General features: G+C 71.3%; 18 protein-coding genes. 11 read left to right on the top strand and 7 right to left on the bottom strand.

What is annotated here, in order from left to right:
* Positions 1–204 precede the first annotated feature (204 nt).
* Positions 205–888 carry a hypothetical protein gene (locus O7617_RS09825; RefSeq protein WP_282262988.1) on the top strand — a complete coding sequence of 228 codons (684 nt, stop codon included), beginning with the start codon at positions 205–207 and terminating at the stop codon, positions 886–888.
* A gap of 107 nt (positions 889–995) precedes the next feature.
* Here O7617_RS09825 and O7617_RS09820 read toward each other — a convergent pair whose 3' ends face one another.
* Positions 996–1367, bottom strand: coding sequence for a DUF4267 domain-containing protein (locus tag O7617_RS09820; RefSeq protein ID WP_282262986.1), 372 nt, complete (start codon positions 1365–1367; stop codon positions 996–998).
* 88 nt (positions 1368–1455) lie between these two features.
* Here O7617_RS09820 and O7617_RS09815 point away from each other — a divergent pair, with 88 nt between their 5' ends.
* Entirely contained in the window at positions 1456–2028 is a 573-nt protein-coding gene (locus O7617_RS09815) for a TetR/AcrR family transcriptional regulator (RefSeq protein ID WP_282262985.1), read from the top strand.
* A 467-nt stretch (positions 2029–2495) separates the two neighbouring features.
* Here O7617_RS09815 and O7617_RS09810 read toward each other — a convergent pair whose 3' ends face one another.
* Entirely contained in the window at positions 2496–4175 is a 1680-nt protein-coding gene (locus tag O7617_RS09810; RefSeq protein WP_282262984.1) for a DNA repair helicase XPB, read from the bottom strand.
* A gap of 171 nt (positions 4176–4346) precedes the next feature.
* Here O7617_RS09810 and O7617_RS09805 point away from each other — a divergent pair, with 171 nt between their 5' ends.
* Both O7617_RS09805 and O7617_RS09800 read left to right on the top strand, forming a co-directional pair.
* Positions 4347–5225 carry a L,D-transpeptidase family protein gene (locus O7617_RS09805; RefSeq protein WP_282262983.1) on the top strand — a complete coding sequence of 293 codons (879 nt, stop codon included), beginning with the start codon at positions 4347–4349 and terminating at the stop codon, positions 5223–5225.
* A 96-nt stretch (positions 5226–5321) separates the two neighbouring features.
* The gene (locus O7617_RS09800) at positions 5322–5564 is read left to right on the top strand and encodes a hypothetical protein (protein WP_282262982.1); all 243 of its coding nucleotides are present in this window, start codon (positions 5322–5324) and stop codon (positions 5562–5564) included.
* A 47-nt stretch (positions 5565–5611) separates the two neighbouring features.
* On the opposite strand, the gene O7617_RS09795 is transcribed toward O7617_RS09800, so the two are convergent.
* Positions 5612–8098: a helicase-associated domain-containing protein gene (locus O7617_RS09795; protein WP_282262980.1), complete on the bottom strand. Its 2487-nt coding sequence runs from the start codon at positions 8096–8098 to the stop codon at positions 5612–5614.
* Positions 8099–8181: 83 nt separating this feature from the next.
* Here O7617_RS09795 and O7617_RS09790 point away from each other — a divergent pair, with 83 nt between their 5' ends.
* Complete coding sequence (locus O7617_RS09790) at positions 8182–8805, top strand: HAD hydrolase-like protein (protein WP_282262978.1); 624 nt, start codon at positions 8182–8184, stop codon at positions 8803–8805.
* Positions 8806–8832: 27 nt separating this feature from the next.
* Entirely contained in the window at positions 8833–9219 is a 387-nt protein-coding gene (locus tag O7617_RS09785; protein WP_088986676.1) for a cold shock domain-containing protein, read from the top strand.
* Here O7617_RS09785 and O7617_RS09780 read toward each other — a convergent pair.
* A complete protein-coding gene (locus tag O7617_RS09780; protein WP_282262976.1) occupies positions 9180–10010 on the bottom strand; it encodes a 1,4-dihydroxy-6-naphthoate synthase in 831 nt (276 codons plus the stop codon). The genes O7617_RS09785 and O7617_RS09780 overlap by 40 nt on opposite strands.
* A 780-nt stretch (positions 10011–10790) precedes the next feature.
* Between O7617_RS09780 and O7617_RS09775 the strand changes: the two genes are divergently transcribed.
* Positions 10791–11651 (top strand): GNAT family N-acetyltransferase, encoded by an 861-nt coding sequence (locus O7617_RS09775; RefSeq protein ID WP_282262975.1) that lies wholly within the window; start codon positions 10791–10793, stop codon positions 11649–11651.
* Here the strand turns inward: O7617_RS09775 and O7617_RS09770 are convergent.
* Both O7617_RS09770 and O7617_RS09765 read right to left on the bottom strand, forming a co-directional pair.
* Positions 11642–12334, bottom strand: coding sequence for a futalosine hydrolase (locus O7617_RS09770; protein WP_282262974.1), 693 nt, complete (start codon positions 12332–12334; stop codon positions 11642–11644). The genes O7617_RS09775 and O7617_RS09770 overlap by 10 nt on opposite strands.
* Complete coding sequence (locus O7617_RS09765; RefSeq protein ID WP_282262973.1) at positions 12331–13926, bottom strand: MFS transporter; 1596 nt, start codon at positions 13924–13926, stop codon at positions 12331–12333. The genes O7617_RS09770 and O7617_RS09765 overlap by 4 nt, the downstream gene beginning before the upstream one ends.
* Before the next feature lie 89 nt (positions 13927–14015).
* Here O7617_RS09765 and O7617_RS09760 point away from each other — a divergent pair, with 89 nt between their 5' ends.
* A complete protein-coding gene (locus O7617_RS09760; RefSeq protein ID WP_282262972.1) occupies positions 14016–14855 on the top strand; it encodes a DUF3027 domain-containing protein in 840 nt (279 codons plus the stop codon).
* 16 nt (positions 14856–14871) lie between these two features.
* Here the strand turns inward: O7617_RS09760 and O7617_RS09755 are convergent, their stop codons facing one another.
* A complete protein-coding gene (locus tag O7617_RS09755) occupies positions 14872–15117 on the bottom strand; it encodes a DUF2530 domain-containing protein (RefSeq protein WP_282262970.1) in 246 nt (81 codons plus the stop codon).
* 88 nt (positions 15118–15205) lie between these two features.
* On the opposite strand from O7617_RS09755, the gene O7617_RS09750 reads away from it, so the two are divergent.
* The 3 genes from O7617_RS09750 (at position 15206) to O7617_RS09740 (ending at position 18607) form a co-directional block, all read left to right on the top strand.
* Positions 15206–16684, top strand: coding sequence for an NCS2 family permease (locus tag O7617_RS09750; protein ID WP_282262969.1), 1479 nt, complete (start codon positions 15206–15208; stop codon positions 16682–16684).
* A 116-nt stretch (positions 16685–16800) separates the two neighbouring features.
* Positions 16801–17250: a MarR family transcriptional regulator gene (locus tag O7617_RS09745; RefSeq protein WP_282262967.1), complete on the top strand. Its 450-nt coding sequence runs from the start codon at positions 16801–16803 to the stop codon at positions 17248–17250.
* A 73-nt stretch (positions 17251–17323) separates the two neighbouring features.
* Positions 17324–18607, top strand: coding sequence for an MFS transporter (locus O7617_RS09740; protein WP_282262965.1), 1284 nt, complete (start codon positions 17324–17326; stop codon positions 18605–18607).
* The last annotated feature ends 75 nt before the right edge of the window (positions 18608–18682 follow it).

Genomic DNA, 18682 nt, shown 5'->3' with positions numbered 1-18682 from the left:
CACGCCTCGGATACCGCGACTTTCAGCAAACGGAGTCGATCAGGGCTGCGCGGGTGCGTCACCCTTCCGGTGGAGGCCGCCCGTTCCACCGGCTTTCACGTTCTCCCTGCTCCTACGCTTCGCCGAAGGCAGGTGCGTGGTCTTTCCACAGTGGCGGGGGCGATGGTGGTGTCGAGGCGTACACGTCGGGCTGTGGTTTCGGCGGTGGCCGGTGCGCTGTTCGCCCTCGGGGTGGTCGCGCCCGGCCCGGCGGCGGCCCCGCTGCCCCGCGCGGCCGGGGCCGACGGCGACCTGACGCCCGTGCCGACCGAGCCGCGCCCGCCGCAGTTGCCGGCGGACTTCCAGGGCACCGGCCGGTACATCGTGCGCGACCTCGGCATCGACGTGCCGTTCACCTGGCAGGGCCGTGACGGCAACAGTCAGATGGTCGCCGGCGGCCCGGAGCATCCGATCTGGTTCACCAACCTGATCTACGAGAACACGCTCTACACGCTCACCTACAAGTGGCCGAACATCCCGCTGTTCCCGCCGCGCGAGTGCAGCAAGGTCCCGGGGTTCTTCAACCGGCAGATCTTCAACGACAAGCTGAAGACGTCTCGTTTCGTCGGGCCGGAGATCCTGCAGGGGGAGAGGGACCGGCACGTCGACCACTGGCGGGTCGGTGTCGTCGGCGGCTCCACCGTGCCGGGGGAGTTCTTCCGGTTCCCGCTCGCGCTCGGCGACATCTACGTCGATCAGCGCGACCCGACCCGGTGGTGGCAGGTGCTCCAGTTCGGCCTGCAGAACCTCTTCGACCCCGAGCTGGACGAGTGGTTCACCATGGACAGTTTCGACCACCGCCCCGGCCGGGTGACCCTCCCCGACCGCTGCCCACCCCCCACGTCGTGACCCCCCCGGCCGAGCTGGGTTGATCAAGAGGTTCGCGTCATCGATCGGCTCGTCGGTGACGCAAACCTCTTGATCAAATGGTCGGGTCGGGCCTGGTGCGGGGTGGGTCAGAGGGCGAAGAGGAGGGCGGCGTTCAGGAGGACGACCACGGCGGTGGCGAAGTGGATGCCGAAGGCGACGGCCTTCGTGCCGCCGTTGCGCAGCACGATGAACGTGTCGCCGAGTGGGACGAGCGCGACGATCAGCATGAACCACGCGACCGCGTCGGCGGTCGTGAAGGCGATCAGGGCGAGGCCGAGCAGGCCGAAGGTGAGGTCCTTCAGGCCCTTGACCGTCAGGTACGCGGTATCGCCGTCCGGCCGGGCCGGAACGCCGTACCCCGCTGCCGCCGCCTGGGGCACCAGCAGGAACCGCGCGCCGATGAAGACGACGAAGAGGCTGAGTACGACGGCGAGCCCGTAGGCGAGGGGTGTCAGCATGGTCTGCTCCAATTCCTAGCGCTGCTAGATATGAGAGCGACGCTAGCAGAGCATCGACAGCAATGCTAGCGGTGCTAGGCTCACTGTCATGTCGACGCAGGCACGCCGGGAACGTGAGCGGGCGGAACGGGAACGCGCCATCGTCGCGGCAGCCCGTGATTTGGCCCTCGCCGAAGGCTGGGACGCGGTGACCACCCGCCGGCTCGCCGCCGAGATCGAATACAGCCAGCCCGTCCTCTACAGCCACTTCAAGGGCAAGGACGCGATCATGGCGGCGGTCGCCGTCGAGGGGTTCGCCGAACTGGCCGCAGCGCTCGCCTCGGCCCGGACCTCGGCCGCCGACCCCCGCCAAGCGGTCGCCGACGTCGCCGCTGCGTACACCGCGTTCGCCGAGCAACGGCCGGCGATCTACGACGCGATGTTCGTCCTCGCCGTCGATCTGCCGTTCGCCAGCCAGGACGTTCCGACCGACCTGGCCCGGGGCTTCGCCGAACTGGCCGAGGCGGTGCGTCCGGCGGCCGGTGACGACGACCTGGAGGCGGTCACCGAGACGTTCTGGAGCGGCCTGCACGGGCTGGTCACGCTGATGCGCAGCGGCCGACTCCGCCGCGCCGACCACGACCGCCGGTTGGCGGTGCTGGTCAACCGCTTCTCCCGGTGAGGGTCAGGCCCGACCCAGCACCAGCGGGTCGCGTTCGTCGGAGACCAGCGGCGGGGGATCTTCTCGCCGAGCGCCGCCTGCGCCTCCGCGTGGCTGACGAGGCTGAGCGAGGAGGTGATGGCCAGGGCTTCCGGACCGTACGGCGGGTGGTCGTGCGTCCACCGTCAGGCGGCCATTCCTGCCACCACCACTGTGGCTGTCACGATGGCCGCCAGGGACGACCGAGCCCTCCGCCACGACCACGACATACGCGACGGGTGAACCATGCGATGACAACGACGGGCGGTACCCCGGATCCGGCCGATTCGTTTACGACATCAGCTCGATAGTGAGCGCGAGAGACAGCCGGTCCCCGCCACGCGCCCGAACCCACCGCACTGATCGACTCGGGTTCCAGGAAGTCGGGGCATCACAGCGCACCGGACACCGCGACTTCCTGAAAACTGAGTCGATCAAGGGGAAAAGCGTCAGTCGATGGTCGGGAGCTTCGGGCCGAGGACGTCGTCGGCGTCGACGATCGTGTACGCGTAACCCTGCTCGGCGAGGAAGCGCTGCCGGTGTGCCGCGTACTCGGTGTCGATCGTGTCCCGGGACACCACGGTGTAGAAGTGCGCCTGTCGGCCGTCGGCCTTCGGCCGGAGCACCCGACCCAGCCGTTGCGCCTCCTCCTGGCGTGACCCGAACGTCCCGGACACCTGGATCGCCACCGCCGCCTCGGGAAGGTCGATGGAGAAGTTGCCGACCTTGGAGATCACCAACGTCCGCAGCTCGCCGGAGCGGAACGCGTCGAACAGTCGCTCCCGTTCCTTGTTCGTGGTCGAACCCTGGATGATCGGCGCGTCGAGGTACTCGCCGAGCTGGTGCAACTGATCGATGTACGCCCCGATGACCAGCACCTGGTCCTCCGGGTGCTGATCGACCAGCGCCTTCACCACCGGCAGCTTGGTGCGGGCGGTCGCCGCCATCCGGTAGCGCTCCTCGGCCTCCGCCGTCGCGTACGACATCCGCTCCGCGTCGGTCAGGGTCACCCGGACCTCGGTGCACTCGGCCGGGGCGATCCACCCCTGCGACTCGATGTCCTTCCACGGCGCGTCGTACCGCTTCGGGCCGATCAGGCTGAACACGTCACCCTCGCGGCCGTCTTCGCGTACCAGAGTCGCGGTGAGGCCCAGCCGACGGCGGGCCTGGAGGTCCGCCGTGAAGCGGAAGATCGGCGCGGGCAGCAGGTGCACCTCGTCGTAGACGACCAGGCCCCAGTCGCGGGCCCCGAACAGGTCCAGGTGGGTGAACGCACCGCCGCGCCGCGAGGTGAGCACCTGGTACGTGGCGATGGTGACCGGGCGGATCTCCTTGCGCTCGCCGGAGTACTCGCCGATCTCCTCCTCGGTCAGCGACGTGCGGGCGATCAGCTCCCGCTTCCACTGCCGACCGGCGACCGTGTTGGTGACCAGGATCAGCGTGGTCGCCTTCGCCTCGGCCATCGCCGCCGCCCCGACCAGGGTCTTGCCGGCACCACAGGGCAGCACCACCACGCCCGACCCGCCGGCCCAGAACGCCTCGACGGCCTCCCGCTGGTACGACCGAAGCGTCCACGGCTTGCGCCCGTCCTTGCCGGCCTCGGCCAGCTCGATCGGGTGCGCCTCACCGTCGACGTAACCGGCCAGGTCCTCCGCCGGCCAGCCCAGCTTGAGCAGCGCCTGCTTGAGTCGGCCACGCTCGGACGGGTGCACCCGGATGGTGTCGTCGTCGATCTTGTCGCCGAGCATGCCGGCGAGCTTCTTGCTCTTGGCCACCTCGATCAGCACCAGCCGGTCCAGTGCCCGCAGCACCAGCCCGTGTGCCGGGTCGTTGGCGAGTTGGAGCCGACCGTACCGGTCCATCGTCTCCGCCACGTCCACCAGCAGCGCGTGCGGCACCGGATAGCGGGAGTACTTCAGGAGCGAGTCGACCACACCCTCGGCGTCGTGCCCCGCCGCGCGGGCGTTCCACAGACCCAGCGGGGTCAGCCGGTACGTGTGCACGTGCTCCGGCGAGCGCTCCAACTCGGCGAAGGGCGCGATGGCCATCCGGCAGGCCTGCGCGTCGGGGTGGTCGATCTCCAGCAGCAGGGTCTTGTCCGACTGCACGATCAGTGGTCCACCGCTCACGCCAGCGTCCTCTCCTCGGTCGATCTTCGGCTCGGGCGGGTCGCATACCCGCAGCTGGCCGACCATCCAGTGTTGCACGCGGCGGGATGCCCGAAGAAAGATGCTCACCGGGTGCAACCGTGACGGCACTCACGAACGTCTAGCAAAGGGACGATTCTCCGGGGAGGTGCCATGAAGCGTGTCGTGAACACTTCCCGGCTGGTCGCCCTGCTGGTGGTCGTGCTGGTCGGTTCCGGTGCGTGCACGTTCGATCCGCAGTCCGGTGGGAGTGGTGGCGGGGGAGCCGCCCCAGCCGGTGCGGCGGAACAGGCAACGGGGGCGAGCGGCACGCCCGGGCCGGACCAGCGCGACCGGCCGCCGCCGGCCGCACCCACCTCCGCCACACCCAAGCCCAAGCCGAAACCCACCCGCAGTGCCACACCCGGACCAACCCCCAGCAGGGGTACGCCGACCGTCGCCGGCTGCCCACAGGGCCAACACCAGCGCGCGGTGGAGACACACCTGGCCCGGTTGGGCGGGTTCGGGGCGGTCAGCGTGGACGGCCGGCAGTCCGCCGCCGACTGCGCCGCCATCAAGAAGTTCCAGAAGAGGTACGGCATTCGCCCCGTCGAGGGTCGCGCCGGACCGACCACCCTCGACGTGGCCCAGCGCCTCGCCACCACCGATCCCAGCCGCTGCAAGGCGGGCACGGGCACCACGTTCTGTGTCGACCTGACCCGGCAGACCGTCTGGGCGGTCCGGGGCGGCAAGGTGATCATGGAGCCGACGGTGACCCGCACCGGAATGTCCGGCTACCGCACCCCGTCCGGCACGTTCACGGTCAACTTCCGCAATCCCAAGGAGTGGTCCGACCCGTACGAGGTGTGGCTGCCCTACTGGCAGCACTTCACCCAGGGAATGGGCTTCCACGAGACCACCACCTACCTGCACGACAAGTCGATCGGCTCGCACGGCTGCGTCAACCTCCTGCACGTCGACGCGGTCCGGATGTGGGAGCTGGGCAAGGTCGGCACGCGGGTGGTGCTGATCGGTCGACGCCCCGGCACCTGACGACACGGCGGCGAATCGGGGGTTCAACCCCTGTCCGACCGGTCCAACGAGTGTCACCCTGGGAGTCCAGGGCCGGACCGGGCGGGGAGGCTGGGTATGACGGTCGACCGTGACGTGATCGCGGAACACGAACAGGCACCACCCGACGAGGTGTCCAGGGCGACGGTGATCGCGTACGCCGTCGCGGCGGCACTCCTCGTCGGGTGGTTCCTCTTCGGCTGGCTGGTGCTGCGGCAGGGCTTCGTCGACTCGGTCGGGGAGTCCGCCGGCGCCGGCTTCGCACTACTTCTGATCATCTCGGTGGTCGGTACCGTACGCCGCAGCCGTAACCGCCGCTGACCGACAGCGCCCGCGGTGGCGCTGCCGGTCGATCGGGTCCGAGCCGGTCAGTCCGCCAGCACCGCCGCGGTGATCCGGTGCAGCGCGAACGTGTGCAGCATCTCGGTTCGTTCGTCCTCGGCGCGCAGGTAGCCGGCACCGATCGAAACCGGTTTGACCAGGCGGGACGCGGTCGCCCCGTGTGCGTCGACATAACCGACCCAGACCAGCGCCTTGTCCCGTACCGCCTGCTGGAGCACCGCCAGGGCCTCGCTGTGCGTGTGCGCAGGCACCGGGCCGCCGCCCAGCCCCGCCGCACCACCACGCACCACCGCCGGTGCCCGTCGGGCCGCCCGCGCCGCCGCCTCACCCCGTCGGATGTGCTCCACCACACCGAGCAGCCGGGGCATCGGCAGCTTCGGGGTGGCCAACGGGTCGAGTGTCCGAGTGGTCACCGACACCCGAGCCGGAGCCCGTCGGATCCGCGGCCGGGCCAGCACGGTGCTGCCGCTGCCGTCCTCCTGCACCGGGGCGTACCCGGCGTCGCGCAGCGCACTCAACAGCCGACCCACCTGGTACTGCGTGCACAGGACCGTCGGCGCGAGCCGACGCAGCGCCAACGACTCCAACCTGCGGTCCGCCAACACCTCACTGAGCAGCGCCTCGTCGTCGCTGCGCAGGTACGCCCCGGCCAGGCCCACCCGCAGCCCGCCGTGCTTACGGGCCACGTCGTCGACCAGGTAGGTGAGACCCTGCGGAACCGGGGTGCGGGACCGCCGTCGGAACACGTCGTGCAGGTCGTCGGCCGTGTAGCCGGAATCCAGCGCGCGTCGCACGCTCGCCGTGGTCACCCGGTGCACGCTGGCCCCGCCGGCGGATTCGAGTTCGGTCATCGCATCCAACTCGGCGGCGAGCGCCGGTTCGGGTGGGCCGGGCACCACCACGGTCAGGTCGGCCTGCACCAGGAAGTGGTCGACCGGTGCGGGCAGCAGCGCGTCCAATGCCCGGGCGGCACTGGACGGGTCACCGCTCTCGACGTCCGCGTGCACACCCAGCGGGTCCTCGCCGCCCCGCTCGTCGGTCGACGTCAGGTCACCCAGCAGCAGCCGACCGTAGGAGGTGAGTGCCCCCAGCCCCGTGACGCCCAGCTGCGCGGCCTCGGCCAGCACCTCCCGGTGGGCGGCGTCCCGACCCCGGCTGCGTCGGGGTGCCCGCCAGTCGAGCAGCGCCTGCACCTCGTCGGAGGTGGGGGCGGTCGCCGGCTCCAGATCGGCGAGCACGCCGAGCACGGCTCGCCGGACGCCGGGGACACTGGCCCGTTCGGCCTCGGAGGAGAGCGCGGTGATCGGCCGGTCCCGGTCGTCCCGGCGGCCGACCAGCCCCACCTGCCGCGTCATCGTCAACCAGGCTCGGGCCAACTGCTCCCAGCGTTGGGCCAGTGAGGCGGCCCGCCACACCTCGTACCCGCCGGTCGGCAGCACCTGCTGATCGGCCCCGTACCGGCCGGTCGCCGCGCCCGGCATCTCCAACTCGCCGAGGAGCCCCGCCGCATACGCCACCTCCAGCAGCAGCGCCGTCGTCGGTTCGTCCAGCGCGCCGGTACGCGCCAACCGCCGCAGGTCCCGTACGCCGATGCCGCCCGAGCGCAGCACCGGCGCGGGTTCGTCGGCGAGCTGCTCCAGCAGCCCTTCGGTGTTCCGGACTACCTCCATCGTCTGCCCGGCCCCGGCCGAGTCGACGGCCTTCGGTTCACGCGGCGCCCCGGCGACCGCCGGTGGGCTGGTCCGCAGGGGCCCGAGGGGGCCACTGTCGCGGCGCAGCAGCAGGCCGACCTCGCGGGGCAACTCCACCGTGCCGCCGGCCGTCGACGAGCCGGTCGTCACGGGGACCAGCAGCCGGTTGTCCACGAGCCACCGCACCGGGGAGCCTGCTGGGGCGCCACCGTTCGTCGGGTCGGAGAGCACCGGGTCCTGCGCACCGATCGGGGGCGCCTGCAACGCCCCCGGGGGCACACTGCCCACCGGAGGGCCGGCAGCCAGGCGGTCCAGGACCGCCCGGGCCGAGGGCGGGGCGGCGAGCAGCGTCCGGCGCAGTTTCGCCGGGTCCGCGCAGAGCGCGGCCGTGCGCGGGTCCAGCTCCGCGGCCGGTCGGCCGAGCCCAGCGGGGTACGGGGCGACTTCGTCGACGGCGGGCACCACCTCCAGCGCGTGCTCCGGGCCGTACAGCAGAAAAAGCGCACGCAACCGCCCCACGGCGGCCCGGACGGCCGTCGGAGCCGGCGGGTGCGGCCCGGAGGTCGCCATGGCCAGGACGGCGTCGGTGGCCGTGGTGCCGTCGTCCGGGCTCCGGGTGAGGCGGGCGGCGTCGAGGATCTGAAGGGTGAACTGGTCCAGCCCGTCCAGCGCACGTGCCACCGAGACGCGGGACTGGGCCCGGATGGCCAGGGCGGAGACGTCGGCCGGCACGGGCACGACGAGATCGGGCCGCAGCTGGAGCAGGGCGGCCAGGGAATCGTCGGGCAGCGACCGCAGGTGGTCGGCGAGTGAGGTGGTCATCGTCTTTCCACGCTAGCCCGGCAGCGGGCTTCCGCGCCCCTCGGACGTTCGGCCGGACGGGAGTCGCCGGGTACGTTTTCGGCATGCCCGCACTGACCGTCGGATTCGATCTCGACATGACCCTGGTCGACTCCCGCCCCGGCATCGCTGCGGCGTACCGCGCGCTGACCGCGAAGACCGGCGTGCCGATCGACGCCGAGCTGGCGGTGTCCCGCCTCGGGCCGCCGCTGCGTACCGAGATCGCGCACTGGTTCCCACCGGAGCAGGTCGAGTCGGCCGTGCTCGTGTACCGCGAGCTGTATCCGGCGTACGCGATCACCCCGACGCTCCTGCTGCCCGGCGCGCGGGAGTCCATCGACGCGATCCGTGCGCGGGGTGGGCGGGTGCTGGTCGTCACGTCCAAGATCGGCCGGCTGGCCCGGTTGCACCTGGACCACCTCGGTCTCGAGGTCGACGAGTTGGCCGGCGACCTGTTCGCCGAGCAGAAGGCGATCGCCCTCCGCGAGCACGGCGCCACCCACTACGTCGGTGACCATGTCGCGGACATGGTGGCGGCGGCAGCGGCCGGGGTGCCCGGGATCGGGGTCGCGAGCGGTCCGTGCTCGCGGGATGAGCTGCGCTCGGCCGGGGCGGAACTGGTGCTGGATCGGCTCACCGAATTCCCAGCGGCACTCGACGGCATGATCCAGCTAGCCTTGGAGCAGTAGCGGCTCAAGTGAAGCAGGGGTTTTCAGGTGCCTACGGGTCGAGTGAAGTGGTACGACACGGCCAAGGGATACGGCTTCGTCACGAGTGACGAGGGCGGGGACGTGTTCCTGCCCAAGGGGGCGTTGCCGGCGGGTGTCACCGACCTCAAGGGTGGCCAACGGGTCGACTTCAGCGTGGTGGACAGCCGTCGGGGCGCGCAGGCCATGGGAGTCAAGCTGCTGGACGCGCCGCCGTCGATGGCGGAGTTGCGCCGTCGACCGGCCGAGGAGTTGCACGGCCTGGTCGAAGACATGATCAAGGTGCTGGAGGCCAAGGTCCAGCCCGACCTGCGCCGGGGCCGGTACCCGGACAAGAAGACCGCGCAGAAGATCGCTCAGCTGGTCCACGCGGTGGCGCGCGAGCTGGAGGTCTGAGGCACCAGGCCGGCGGTGGCGGCCCGGTCGAGCAGTGCCGCCACCGCGGCGAAACCGGCCTCTCCCAGGTCCGCGGTGAACTCGTTGACGTAGAGGCCGATGTGCCGGTCCACCACGTCGAGTTCCATCTCCTGGGCGTGCGCCAACACGTACTCCCGGCTGGCGGCCGGGTCTGCCCACGCCTGCCGGACGGACTCGCGGATCCAGCCTGCCGCGGCCTCCGGATCGACGGCGCCGCGTCGGGCCAGGATCGCACCGAGTGGAATGGGCAGGCCGGTGTCGGCCTCCCACCACTCGCCGAGGTCGACGAGCGCGCTCAGACCGTGCCGGTGGTAGGTGAACCGGGCCTCGTGGATGACCAACCCGGCGTCGTAGCGGCCGGCCGCGACGCCCGGCATGATCTCGTGGAACGGGACCACCTCGATCCGGGCCGGCGGCTGCCCGGCCGACCAGAGCCGGAACAGCAGGTACGCGGTGGTCCGATCGCCCGGCACCGCGACCGTGGCGCCGGTCAGGTCGGTGCGGTCGCCCCTGGTGAGCACCAGCGGGCCACAGCCCCGGCCGAGCGCGCCACCGCAGGGCAGCAGGTGGTAGTCGTCGAGCAGCCAGGGCAGCGCCGCGAAGCTCACCTTGACCAGGTCGAAGGCGCCCCGCTCGGCCGCCGTGTTGGTCACGTCCACGTCCGCGTACGTCACCTCGACCGGCGGTGCACCGGGGACCCGACCGTGCACCAGCGCGTGGAAGACGAACGTGTCGTTGGGGCAGGGCGAGATCGCCAGGGAGAGCGCCACGTCCCTCACGTTAGCCCTGCCCCCGTCTCCTGGCCCGCGCCCACCCCGGCCACTGTGATCCGTGACGGACTGAAGGGCTCGGCTCGGCTCCGCCCGGCCCGGCCCGGTCCGGTCCGGTCCGGTCCGGCCCGGCCCGGCCCGGTCCGGTCCGGCCCGGTCCGGCCCGGTCTGGTCTGGTCGGCGGCGAAGACGGTCGACCAGGCCAGCTGGGCACATGCCTCGGGCTTCCTTTGGAGCTGATGTCGTAAGCGAATCGCACCGGGAGGGGCTGCTCCGGAGAATGCCGCGCCGGATGCGCCTCGCCGGTGCCGCACTGCGGCCGCGCCGGGCCGGATCGGACCGCATCTCGTTCGTGCGGCATCTTGCTCGTGCGTATCTTGCTCGTGCCTCGTCATGCTCGTGCGCGTCTTGCTCCCGTGTGCGTCCTTCCCGGCCAACGGCGCCCGGTCCGACCCGGTCGGGCGGTGCGCCTCGCGTCTTGCTCGTGTCGCGTCTTGCTCGTGCGCGTCTCGCTCGTGTCGCGTCTTGCTCGTGCGCGTCTCGCGTGTGCGGCGCCGTCCGCGGTGCGTCGTGCAGGGCGGTGCCGCTGGCCGCGGTCAGGTTGTGCGGTCTTGGGGCAGCGCGGTCATGGGGATGAGTCGGCGCAGTGATGTCGTAAACGATTCAGCTCCAAAGGGCCTGCGGAGTGACCGTCCACCGGCTCGGGAGCTTTTCCACAGGGTTATCCACAGCTCTGGCGTGGCTGTTGATAGCCAGGTGACCGCCAGGGAACATCGACCTGTGACCGAGGCCGACCGCACGGGAGAAGCCGGCGAAACCGATCTCGGCCGGGCTCTGCGAGCTCTGCGCCGTCGCGCCGACCTCAGTCAGCGGGAGTTGGCCGAAAAGTCCGGAGTGCCGCAGCCGACGCTGGCTCGGATCGAGTCGGGGCGCGCGGTCGATCCCCGGTTCCGGACGGTGGAGCGTCTCGTCCGGGCGGCGGGTGGGGAGCTGGCCGTCGGTGTGCCGGCGACCCCCGTCATCACCGACCCGACCCCTGTTCCGCACGACGACATGCGGGACGATGCCGGGCGGCGCTACCCGGCTCACCTGGACGTCTGGCCGGTCTACGAGCCTCGGGACTGGCCGGGTGCCTGGTGGGCGGAGTGGTACCGGTTGCCGCCCGAGCGATACCCACTTCCGCTGCCACCGGCCGCGTACGAACTGAACCGGCGTTACCGGGACAACCGGCGGTGGGGCGCTGAGGTCCGTCGGGCGGTCCAGGTTCGCCGTCTCGTGGGCGATCTGCCGGCCGCCTGCTGGCGGTACGTCGCCGAGTTGCCCGACGGGCAGTCGGTCGGCGAACTGCGGGCGCATGAGCGGAGTCCCCACCTTGAGCGAGGGGAGTGGCACCCCGGTATGGCGGAGCGGGAGATGGTGCTCGACGGTGTGCTGGTCGATCCCCGGTACCGACGGCTGGGGCTCGGACGTCGGCTGGTCACGGCTCTGCTCACCGACATGCGCGCGGCGGGTGTCGAGGACGCCGCCGCGCTTGCCGAGGACGCCGGCATCGACCTACTGCTGGCCTGCGGCTTCGAGATCGAGGCCCGCCGGCCCGCCGCGCTACGGCTGGGCCGCACCCGACGGCAGAGCTACGGCTGAGCCGCCGGCAGAGCTACGGCTGAGCGGCCCCTGCTCAGCGCAGCGCGCGCAGCGACGGTCAGGGCGGCGAGGGCTTCGTGCAGTCGCCAGGCGTCACGGTCGCGCGGGCCGATCGGGTTGGAGATGGTGCGTAGCTCGGCGAAGGGCACCCCGGCCTGGGCGGCGGCGACGGCCACCCCGTACCCCTCCATGGCCTCGGCGACCGCCTCCGGGTGCCTGCGGCGCAGCTCCCGCGTGCCGGCTGCGCTGCCGGTGACCGTGCTGACGGTGAGCACCGGCCCGGTCGTAGCCGCCGGGAGTGCGGCCCGCAGTGCCGCCAGCAGGGCCTGGTCGGCCGGCACCACGCCGCCGACGCCCAGCATCGCCGGCGGCATGCCCAACTCGTCGACGGGGATGAAGCCGTCCGGTGACTCGGCGCCCAGGTCGGCGGCGATGCTGACGGTGCCGAGCACGGTGTCGCCGACCTCGGCGCGCCCGGTGAAGCCGCCGGCCACGCCGGCGCTGACCACCGCACTGTACGGGCGGCCGGCGGCCTCGGCCAGCGCCAGCAGTCGGGCGGTGGCGGCACCGGCGACGGCGGGGCCCACGCCGACCGGCGCGACGGTCACGGAGTGGTCGGCCAGGCCGGCGCGGACCGCGTCCGCTTCGGCGGGGACCGCCGTCACCACCAGCAGGCCGGTCACGAGACCGAGCCGGGGGATTCGCGGCGGGTCTCGTCCTCCGCCCCGCCACCCGGGCCTCCGACGGCCGAGGACGGACGGTAGATGTGGTAGCCCGGAGGGGCCAGGCTCGGGTCGTCGTACTGCGACGAGGTCGCCGGGGCCGGCGAGGTGGGCGCGACATCGGCGGGCTCGTCGGCCGGTTCGTCCTCGGTCAGCTCGTCGTCACCGAGCGGTCGGCCGGCCAGCTTCTCGCCGCGCAACCTGGCGGCCACCAGCACACCCCTGATCGCCGCCAGGACGCCGACCCCGGCGGCCACCGCGATGCCCATCCGACCGTTGAACGGCACCAGCCCCAAGCCTCCGCCGGCGACGAAGGCGAGCATCAGCACCGTCTCCGAATGGGCGAAGGAACTCGCCCGCAGCCGCTCCGGGATGCGCTCCTGGATCGAGGCGTCCACGGCCAGCTTCGCTATCCCGCTGACCAGGGCCGCGACCAGGCAGAGCAGGGCGACCATCACCAGCGAGAACTGGATGACGGCGAGGACCGCCACGCCCGCCACGATGATCATGCTGCTGGACTGGATGGCGGTCGGCCGATGGATGCGCAGACGGGTGCCGATGGCGGTGGCCAGGAACGTGCCGACCGCGAGCGCGCCGCCGACCACACCCAACGCCCACTCGGCGCCCAGCTCCCGGCCGAACGCCACGGTGGTCAGGTCGCCCTTCTTGATCGCGAAGGCGAGGAAGAGCAGCAGGAAGCCGTACACCGCGCGGAGCATCGCGGCCCCGACCAGCGTGGCGATCACCAACCGGCCGGCCGGACGGCCCCGGCCGAGGGGCCGGTCGCCCCGGTTGCGGCCCAGCGCGCGCAGCGGCCGGGGCACCCGCTCCGGCGGCTCCGAGTCGGCCTTCGGTGGCAGGCGCAGGGAGATCACCATGCCGACCAGGAAGATCACCGACGCGACGCGCAGCGGCCACTGCGGCCCGAACCAGAACGCGGCCAACCCGATCGGCGCGACGAGCGCGCCCGCGACCGTGCCGTAGACGCTGGCCCGGGCACCCACCTGGGACAGACCGAGGCCCTCCGGCAACAACCGGGGCACGGCTGCGGAGCGGGCCACGCCGTACGCCCGGGACAGCGCAAGCACCCCGAACGCGGCCGGATAGAGCCCGAACCCGTGGATGTAGTCGGAGATCAACCAGGCCAGGAACGCGCGGCCCAGCATCGTGGCGGCCAGCGCGTACCGCCGGCCGTGCCGGAAGTGGTCCAGCAGCGGGCCGACCACGGGAGCGAGCATGGCGAACGGCACCATGGTCACCAGCAGGTAGAGCGCGACCTTGCTGCGGGCCTCGCCCAGCGGCACGTTGAAGAAGATCGTCCCGGCCAGGCCGATGGCGATCAGGGTGTCGCCGGCGCAGGAGAGCGCGTGCAGGTCGAACAGACGGACCATGCCGACCTCGCCACCGGCGCCCCGGGCCCGGGCCCGACCGGCCCGGCGGGTCACCCACCGGCCGCTGCCCACCGAACCGCGGAGCAGCAGGCGGACGGCGCGGATGCCGGTGCCGACCGTCCGCCCGAGGAGGGATCGCTCGGAGCGGGAGTACGACGGCATGTGCACCATCCTCGCCCATCTGATCCGGGTACGCCCACACCACTGCTCGGAAAGGTTCCCCGGGAGTCCCTGTCACCCGTGCGGGGCGCATGGGGAACAATGGTCGGGTGACCAGGCCCGCCTCCACCCGTGCCGCCCGTCTCGACCAGGTCTGCGCCGCCGCCGTCGAGGTGGCCCGTGCCGGCATCACCGAGGTCGGCGCCGACGATGTCGGCGACCACCTGCAGGTCGTGGCCGAAGGTGACCGTCTGGTCACCCACTACTTCGAATGCCGTCTCGCCGGTTACCGGGGTTGGCGCTGGGCGGTCACCGTCACCCGGGTGTCGCGCAGCAAGACGGTGACCATCTGCGAGACGGTGTTGCTGCCCGGGCCCGACGCGCTCCTCGCGCCCGGCTGGCTGCCCTGGCAGGAGCGGCTCAAGCCGGGCGATCTGGGTCCGGGTGACCTGCTCCCGACTCCGCCGGACGACGACCGGTTGGTCCCCGGCTACCTGCTCTCCGACGACCCGGCGGTCGAGGAGACCGCGTGGGAGTTGGGCCTCGGGCGGGCGCGCGTGTTCTCCCGCGAGGGCCGCATGGAGGCGGCGCAGCGCTGGTACGACGGCGACCACGGCCCCGACGCGCCGATCTCCACCGCCGCGCCGGCCGCCGCCCGCTGCGGCAGCTGCGGTTTCTACCTGCCGCTGGCCGGTGCGATGCGGCAGGCGTTCGGGGCGTGCGGCAACTTCTTCGCCCCGGACGACGGTCGGGTGGTGAGCGCCGACCACGGCTGCGGTGCGCACTCCGAGACGCTCATCGAGGCGGCCGAGACCGCTGTCGAAGAGCTACCCACGGTGTACGACGACAGCGCGGTGGAGGCCATGTCGGTCAGTCGCGCCCCGGGCTCGGTGGAGGCCGCCGAGCCGGCGGAGCCGTACGGGCACTCCTGATCGTTCGCTCGCGGGGTCAGCTCGCGCGGCGGCGGCGTCGGTTGGCGTCGTGCCGCATCATCACGGCGAGCCCCGGGAAGCCCCACAGGAAACCGGCGAGGCAGGTCCAGAGCCAGTTCTGGTGACCGTGGTCGGTCAGCCAACCCCGGAAGAAGATCAGCAGGACCAGCCCGGCCACCGCCCACGCGACCAACCCGGCGACTGCGAACGGCACCATCGGTGGGTCCAGCGGTGCGGGCCGCGGTGGTTGCTCGTTCGGCATTCGGCAAGCGTACGCGACTGACTTCCCCTGCCCGTCGCTGATCTGGGACGATGCGCGCGACAACCGGAAGATCACCTGCGAGGACCTGATGGCAGTAGCGCCGCCCGAGAACGGCACACCTCCCAACCCCGCTCAACCGCGTAACGGCTTCGACCGGTTCTTCGAAATCTCCGCCCGTGGCTCGACGATGAGCCGTGAGGTACGCGGTGGCCTGGCGACCTTCTTCACGATGGCGTACATCGTGGTGCTCAACCCGTTGATCCTGGGTGGTGCCGTCGACGGTGACGGCAAGACCCTCCCGATTCCCGCGCTGGCTGCCGCGACCGCGCTGGTCGCCGGCCTGATGACCATCCTGATGGGTGTCGTCGGCCGGTTCCCGTTGGCGCTCGCCGCCGGTCTGGGCGTCAACGCGCTGGTGGCGTACGAGATCGCCCCCGAGATGACCTGGGCCGACGCGATGGGCCTGGTGGTGATCGAGGGTGTGATCATCGCGGTGCTGGTGTTGACCGGTCTGCGGACCGCTGTGTTCCGTGCGGTGCCGACCCAGATGAAGACCGCGATCGGCGTCGGCATCGGTCTGTTCCTGACCATCATCGGCCTGGTGGACGCCGGTTTCGTCAGGCGGATCCCGGACGAGGCCAACACCACGGTCCCGGTCGGCCTGGGCATCGGCGGCAAGCTGGTGAGCTGGCCGATGCTGGTCTTCGTGGTGGGTCTGCTGATCACCCTGGTGCTGGTGGTCCGCCGGGTGCGGGGGGCGATCCTGATCGGCATCCTCGCCTCGACGGTGCTGGCGGTGATCGTGGAGGCGATCGGCGACATCGGCCCGTCGTTCGTCAACGGTCGACCCAACCCGAAGGGTTGGTCGCTGAACGTGCCGGAGCTGCCGAAGACGGTTGTGGACCTGCCCGACCTGTCGTTGCTCGGCAAGTTCAACGTGCTCGACTCGTGGGGTCGGGCCGGCTGGTTGGTCGTGCTGATGTTCGTCTTCACGCTGCTGATCACGGACTTCTTCGACACCATGGGCACGATGGTGGCCGTCGGCCAGGAGGGCGGCCTGCTCGACGAGAAGGGCACCCCGCCGCGGGCCGAGGAGATCCTGCTCGTCGACTCGATCGCCGCGGCGGCCGGTGGCGCGGCCAGCACGTCCAGTAACACGTCGTACATCGAGAGTGCCGCCGGTGTCGCGGAGGGCGCCCGGACCGGTGTGGCCAACCTGGTCACCGGCGTGCTCTTCCTGCTGGCGATGTTCCTGGCGCCGTTGGTGGTGATCGTGCCGTTCGAGGCGGCCTCGACGGCCCTGGTCGTCGTCGGTTTCCTGATGATGACCGCGGTGCGGACCATCGACTGGTCCGACTACGAGATCGCGATCCCGGCGTTCCTCACCATCGTGTTGATGCCGTTCACCTACTCGATCTCCAACGGGATCGGCGCCGGCCTGATCACCTTCGTGGTCGTCAAGCTGGCCAAGGGCAAGGCCCGCGAGATCCACCCGCTGCTGTACGGGGTGGCCGCGTTGTTCGTGCTGTACTTCCTGCGCGGGCCGATCGAGTCCCTGGTGCTCTGACGTGGGGCCGGGCGGGGGGTCGAACGGGATTACCCCGCCCGGAACAGCACTGATGTCCTCGTGAGCCCGGTCATAAGAGATGTCGTTAGCCAGGCTCATTAGTTAAGCTAACTAACGTGATGGAGCGGACGGTGACGGCGGAACGCGTGCCACCGGCGCAACTGGCTCCCCAGTTGCGTGATGCGATCACCCGACTCAACCGGCGGGTCCGCCAGGCCCGACCGGTCGGCGACCTCACGGTCACCCAGGTTTCCGCGCTCACCAGCCTGCGGCTGGCGGGCGCGCTGACGCCCCGGGAGCTGGCCGACGTGGAGCGGGTGCAGCCACCGACGATGACCAAGATCGTCGGGAAGTTGGAGGACCGCGGCCTCGTCCGGCGGACACCCCACCCGACCGACGGCCGGCAGGTCATCCTCGCGGCGACCGAAGGGGGGCAGGCCGTGCTCGACCAGTTCGAGCGGGCCCGCGACGAATGGCTGGCCCACCGGCTGGCCGCGCTCGACGAGGACGAACGGGAGACCCTGCTCAGGGCCGCCCAGCTTCTTCAGCAGCTCGCTCGCGCCTGAGCCGCGCCCGCGCCACCGGGTCCGTGCCGTCACCTGTCGATGACGCGTACGTCCTGAAGGAGGCGCACCAAGAGTGCAGGCCAAGCTGAGCACGATGTTCCAGTCCCTACAGGTCCGCAACTACCGCCTCTTCGCATCCGGGCAGCTGATCAAACTGATCGGCGTCTGGATGATGTTCATCGCCCAGGACTGGCTCGTCCTCGAGCTCTCCGACAACTCGGCGACCGCGCTCGGGGTGGTCACCGCGTGTCAGTTCACCCCGGTTCTGCTGCTCACCCTGCTCTCCGGACGGCTCGCCGACCGGTACGACAAGCGGGTGCTGCTCTTCGCCGCCAACTCGTTCTGGAGCCTGCTGGCGCTCGGCATGTCCGTGCTGGTCCTCACCGACCTGGTGCAGCTCTGGCACGTCTTCGCCTTCGCCGCGCTGCTCGGCACGGCCAACGCCGTCGAGACCCCGGTCCGCCAGTCGTTCGTCTCCGAACTCGTCGGCACGCCGCTGCTGCCCAACGCGCTGTCGCTGAACGCCGCCGTGTTCAACTCCGCCCGGATCGTCGGCCCGGCCGTCGCCGGCCTGGCCATCGCCGCGTTCGACGTCGGCCCGGTGTTCCTGTTCACCGCTCTCAGCTCCGTCGCGCCCCTGGTCAACGTCGTCCGGATGCGGACGTCCGAGCTGCACCGCGACGCCCTGCTGCCGCGTGACGAGCGGGCGTCCGCCCGGGTCGTCGACGGTCTGCGGTACGTGTGGCGTCGACCCGACCTGCTGCTACCGATGGCGGTCATGTCGGTGATCGGCATGTCGTTGTTCAACTTCCAGCTCACCCTGGCCGCTTTGGCGAAGACCGTCTTCAACACCGGCGCGGCCTCGTTCGGCCTGTTCAGCACGGCGCTGGCCGTCGGTGCGCTCGGCGGCGCGCTCAGTGGCACCGGTCGGCGCAGTCGCCCGTCGGTGTGGTTGGTGCTCGGTGCGGCCATCGCCTGCGCCAGCTTCGGCACCCTGGTCGGCCTCGCCTCGGTGTACTGGCTGGTCGTGGTCCTGCTGGTGCCGACCGGTTTCTGCATGGTCTTCTTCGCCCAGGCCGCCAATCAGCGCATCCAGATGGGCGTGGACGCGGCCTTCCGGGGTCGGGTGATGGCGCTGTGGGTGCTGGTGTTCCTGGGAACCAACCCGGTGGGCGCGCCGCTGATCGGCTGGGTCGCGGAGACCTACGGCGCGGGTGCCAGCATCTGGATGGGCGGGCTGATCTCGTTGTCCGCCGCGCTGATCGCTCTCACCTGGCAGCTGCGCCGCTCCGGTGCCCGGGTGCGCTTCCGGGTGCTGCCGATGCCCCGTTTCTACGTCACGTCCGCCGACTGCTGACGTGCGGAACTCCGTCCGCGCCATCCGCGTTCTTCAGCGGATGGCGCGGATGCGCGCAAATCGCTGGCGAGGGGG

This window comes from Micromonospora sp. WMMD1155, from assembly GCF_029581275.1.
In the GTDB taxonomy this organism is placed as follows: domain Bacteria; phylum Actinomycetota; class Actinomycetes; order Mycobacteriales; family Micromonosporaceae; genus Micromonospora.
This window is presented reverse-complemented; position numbering and strand designations above follow the sequence as displayed.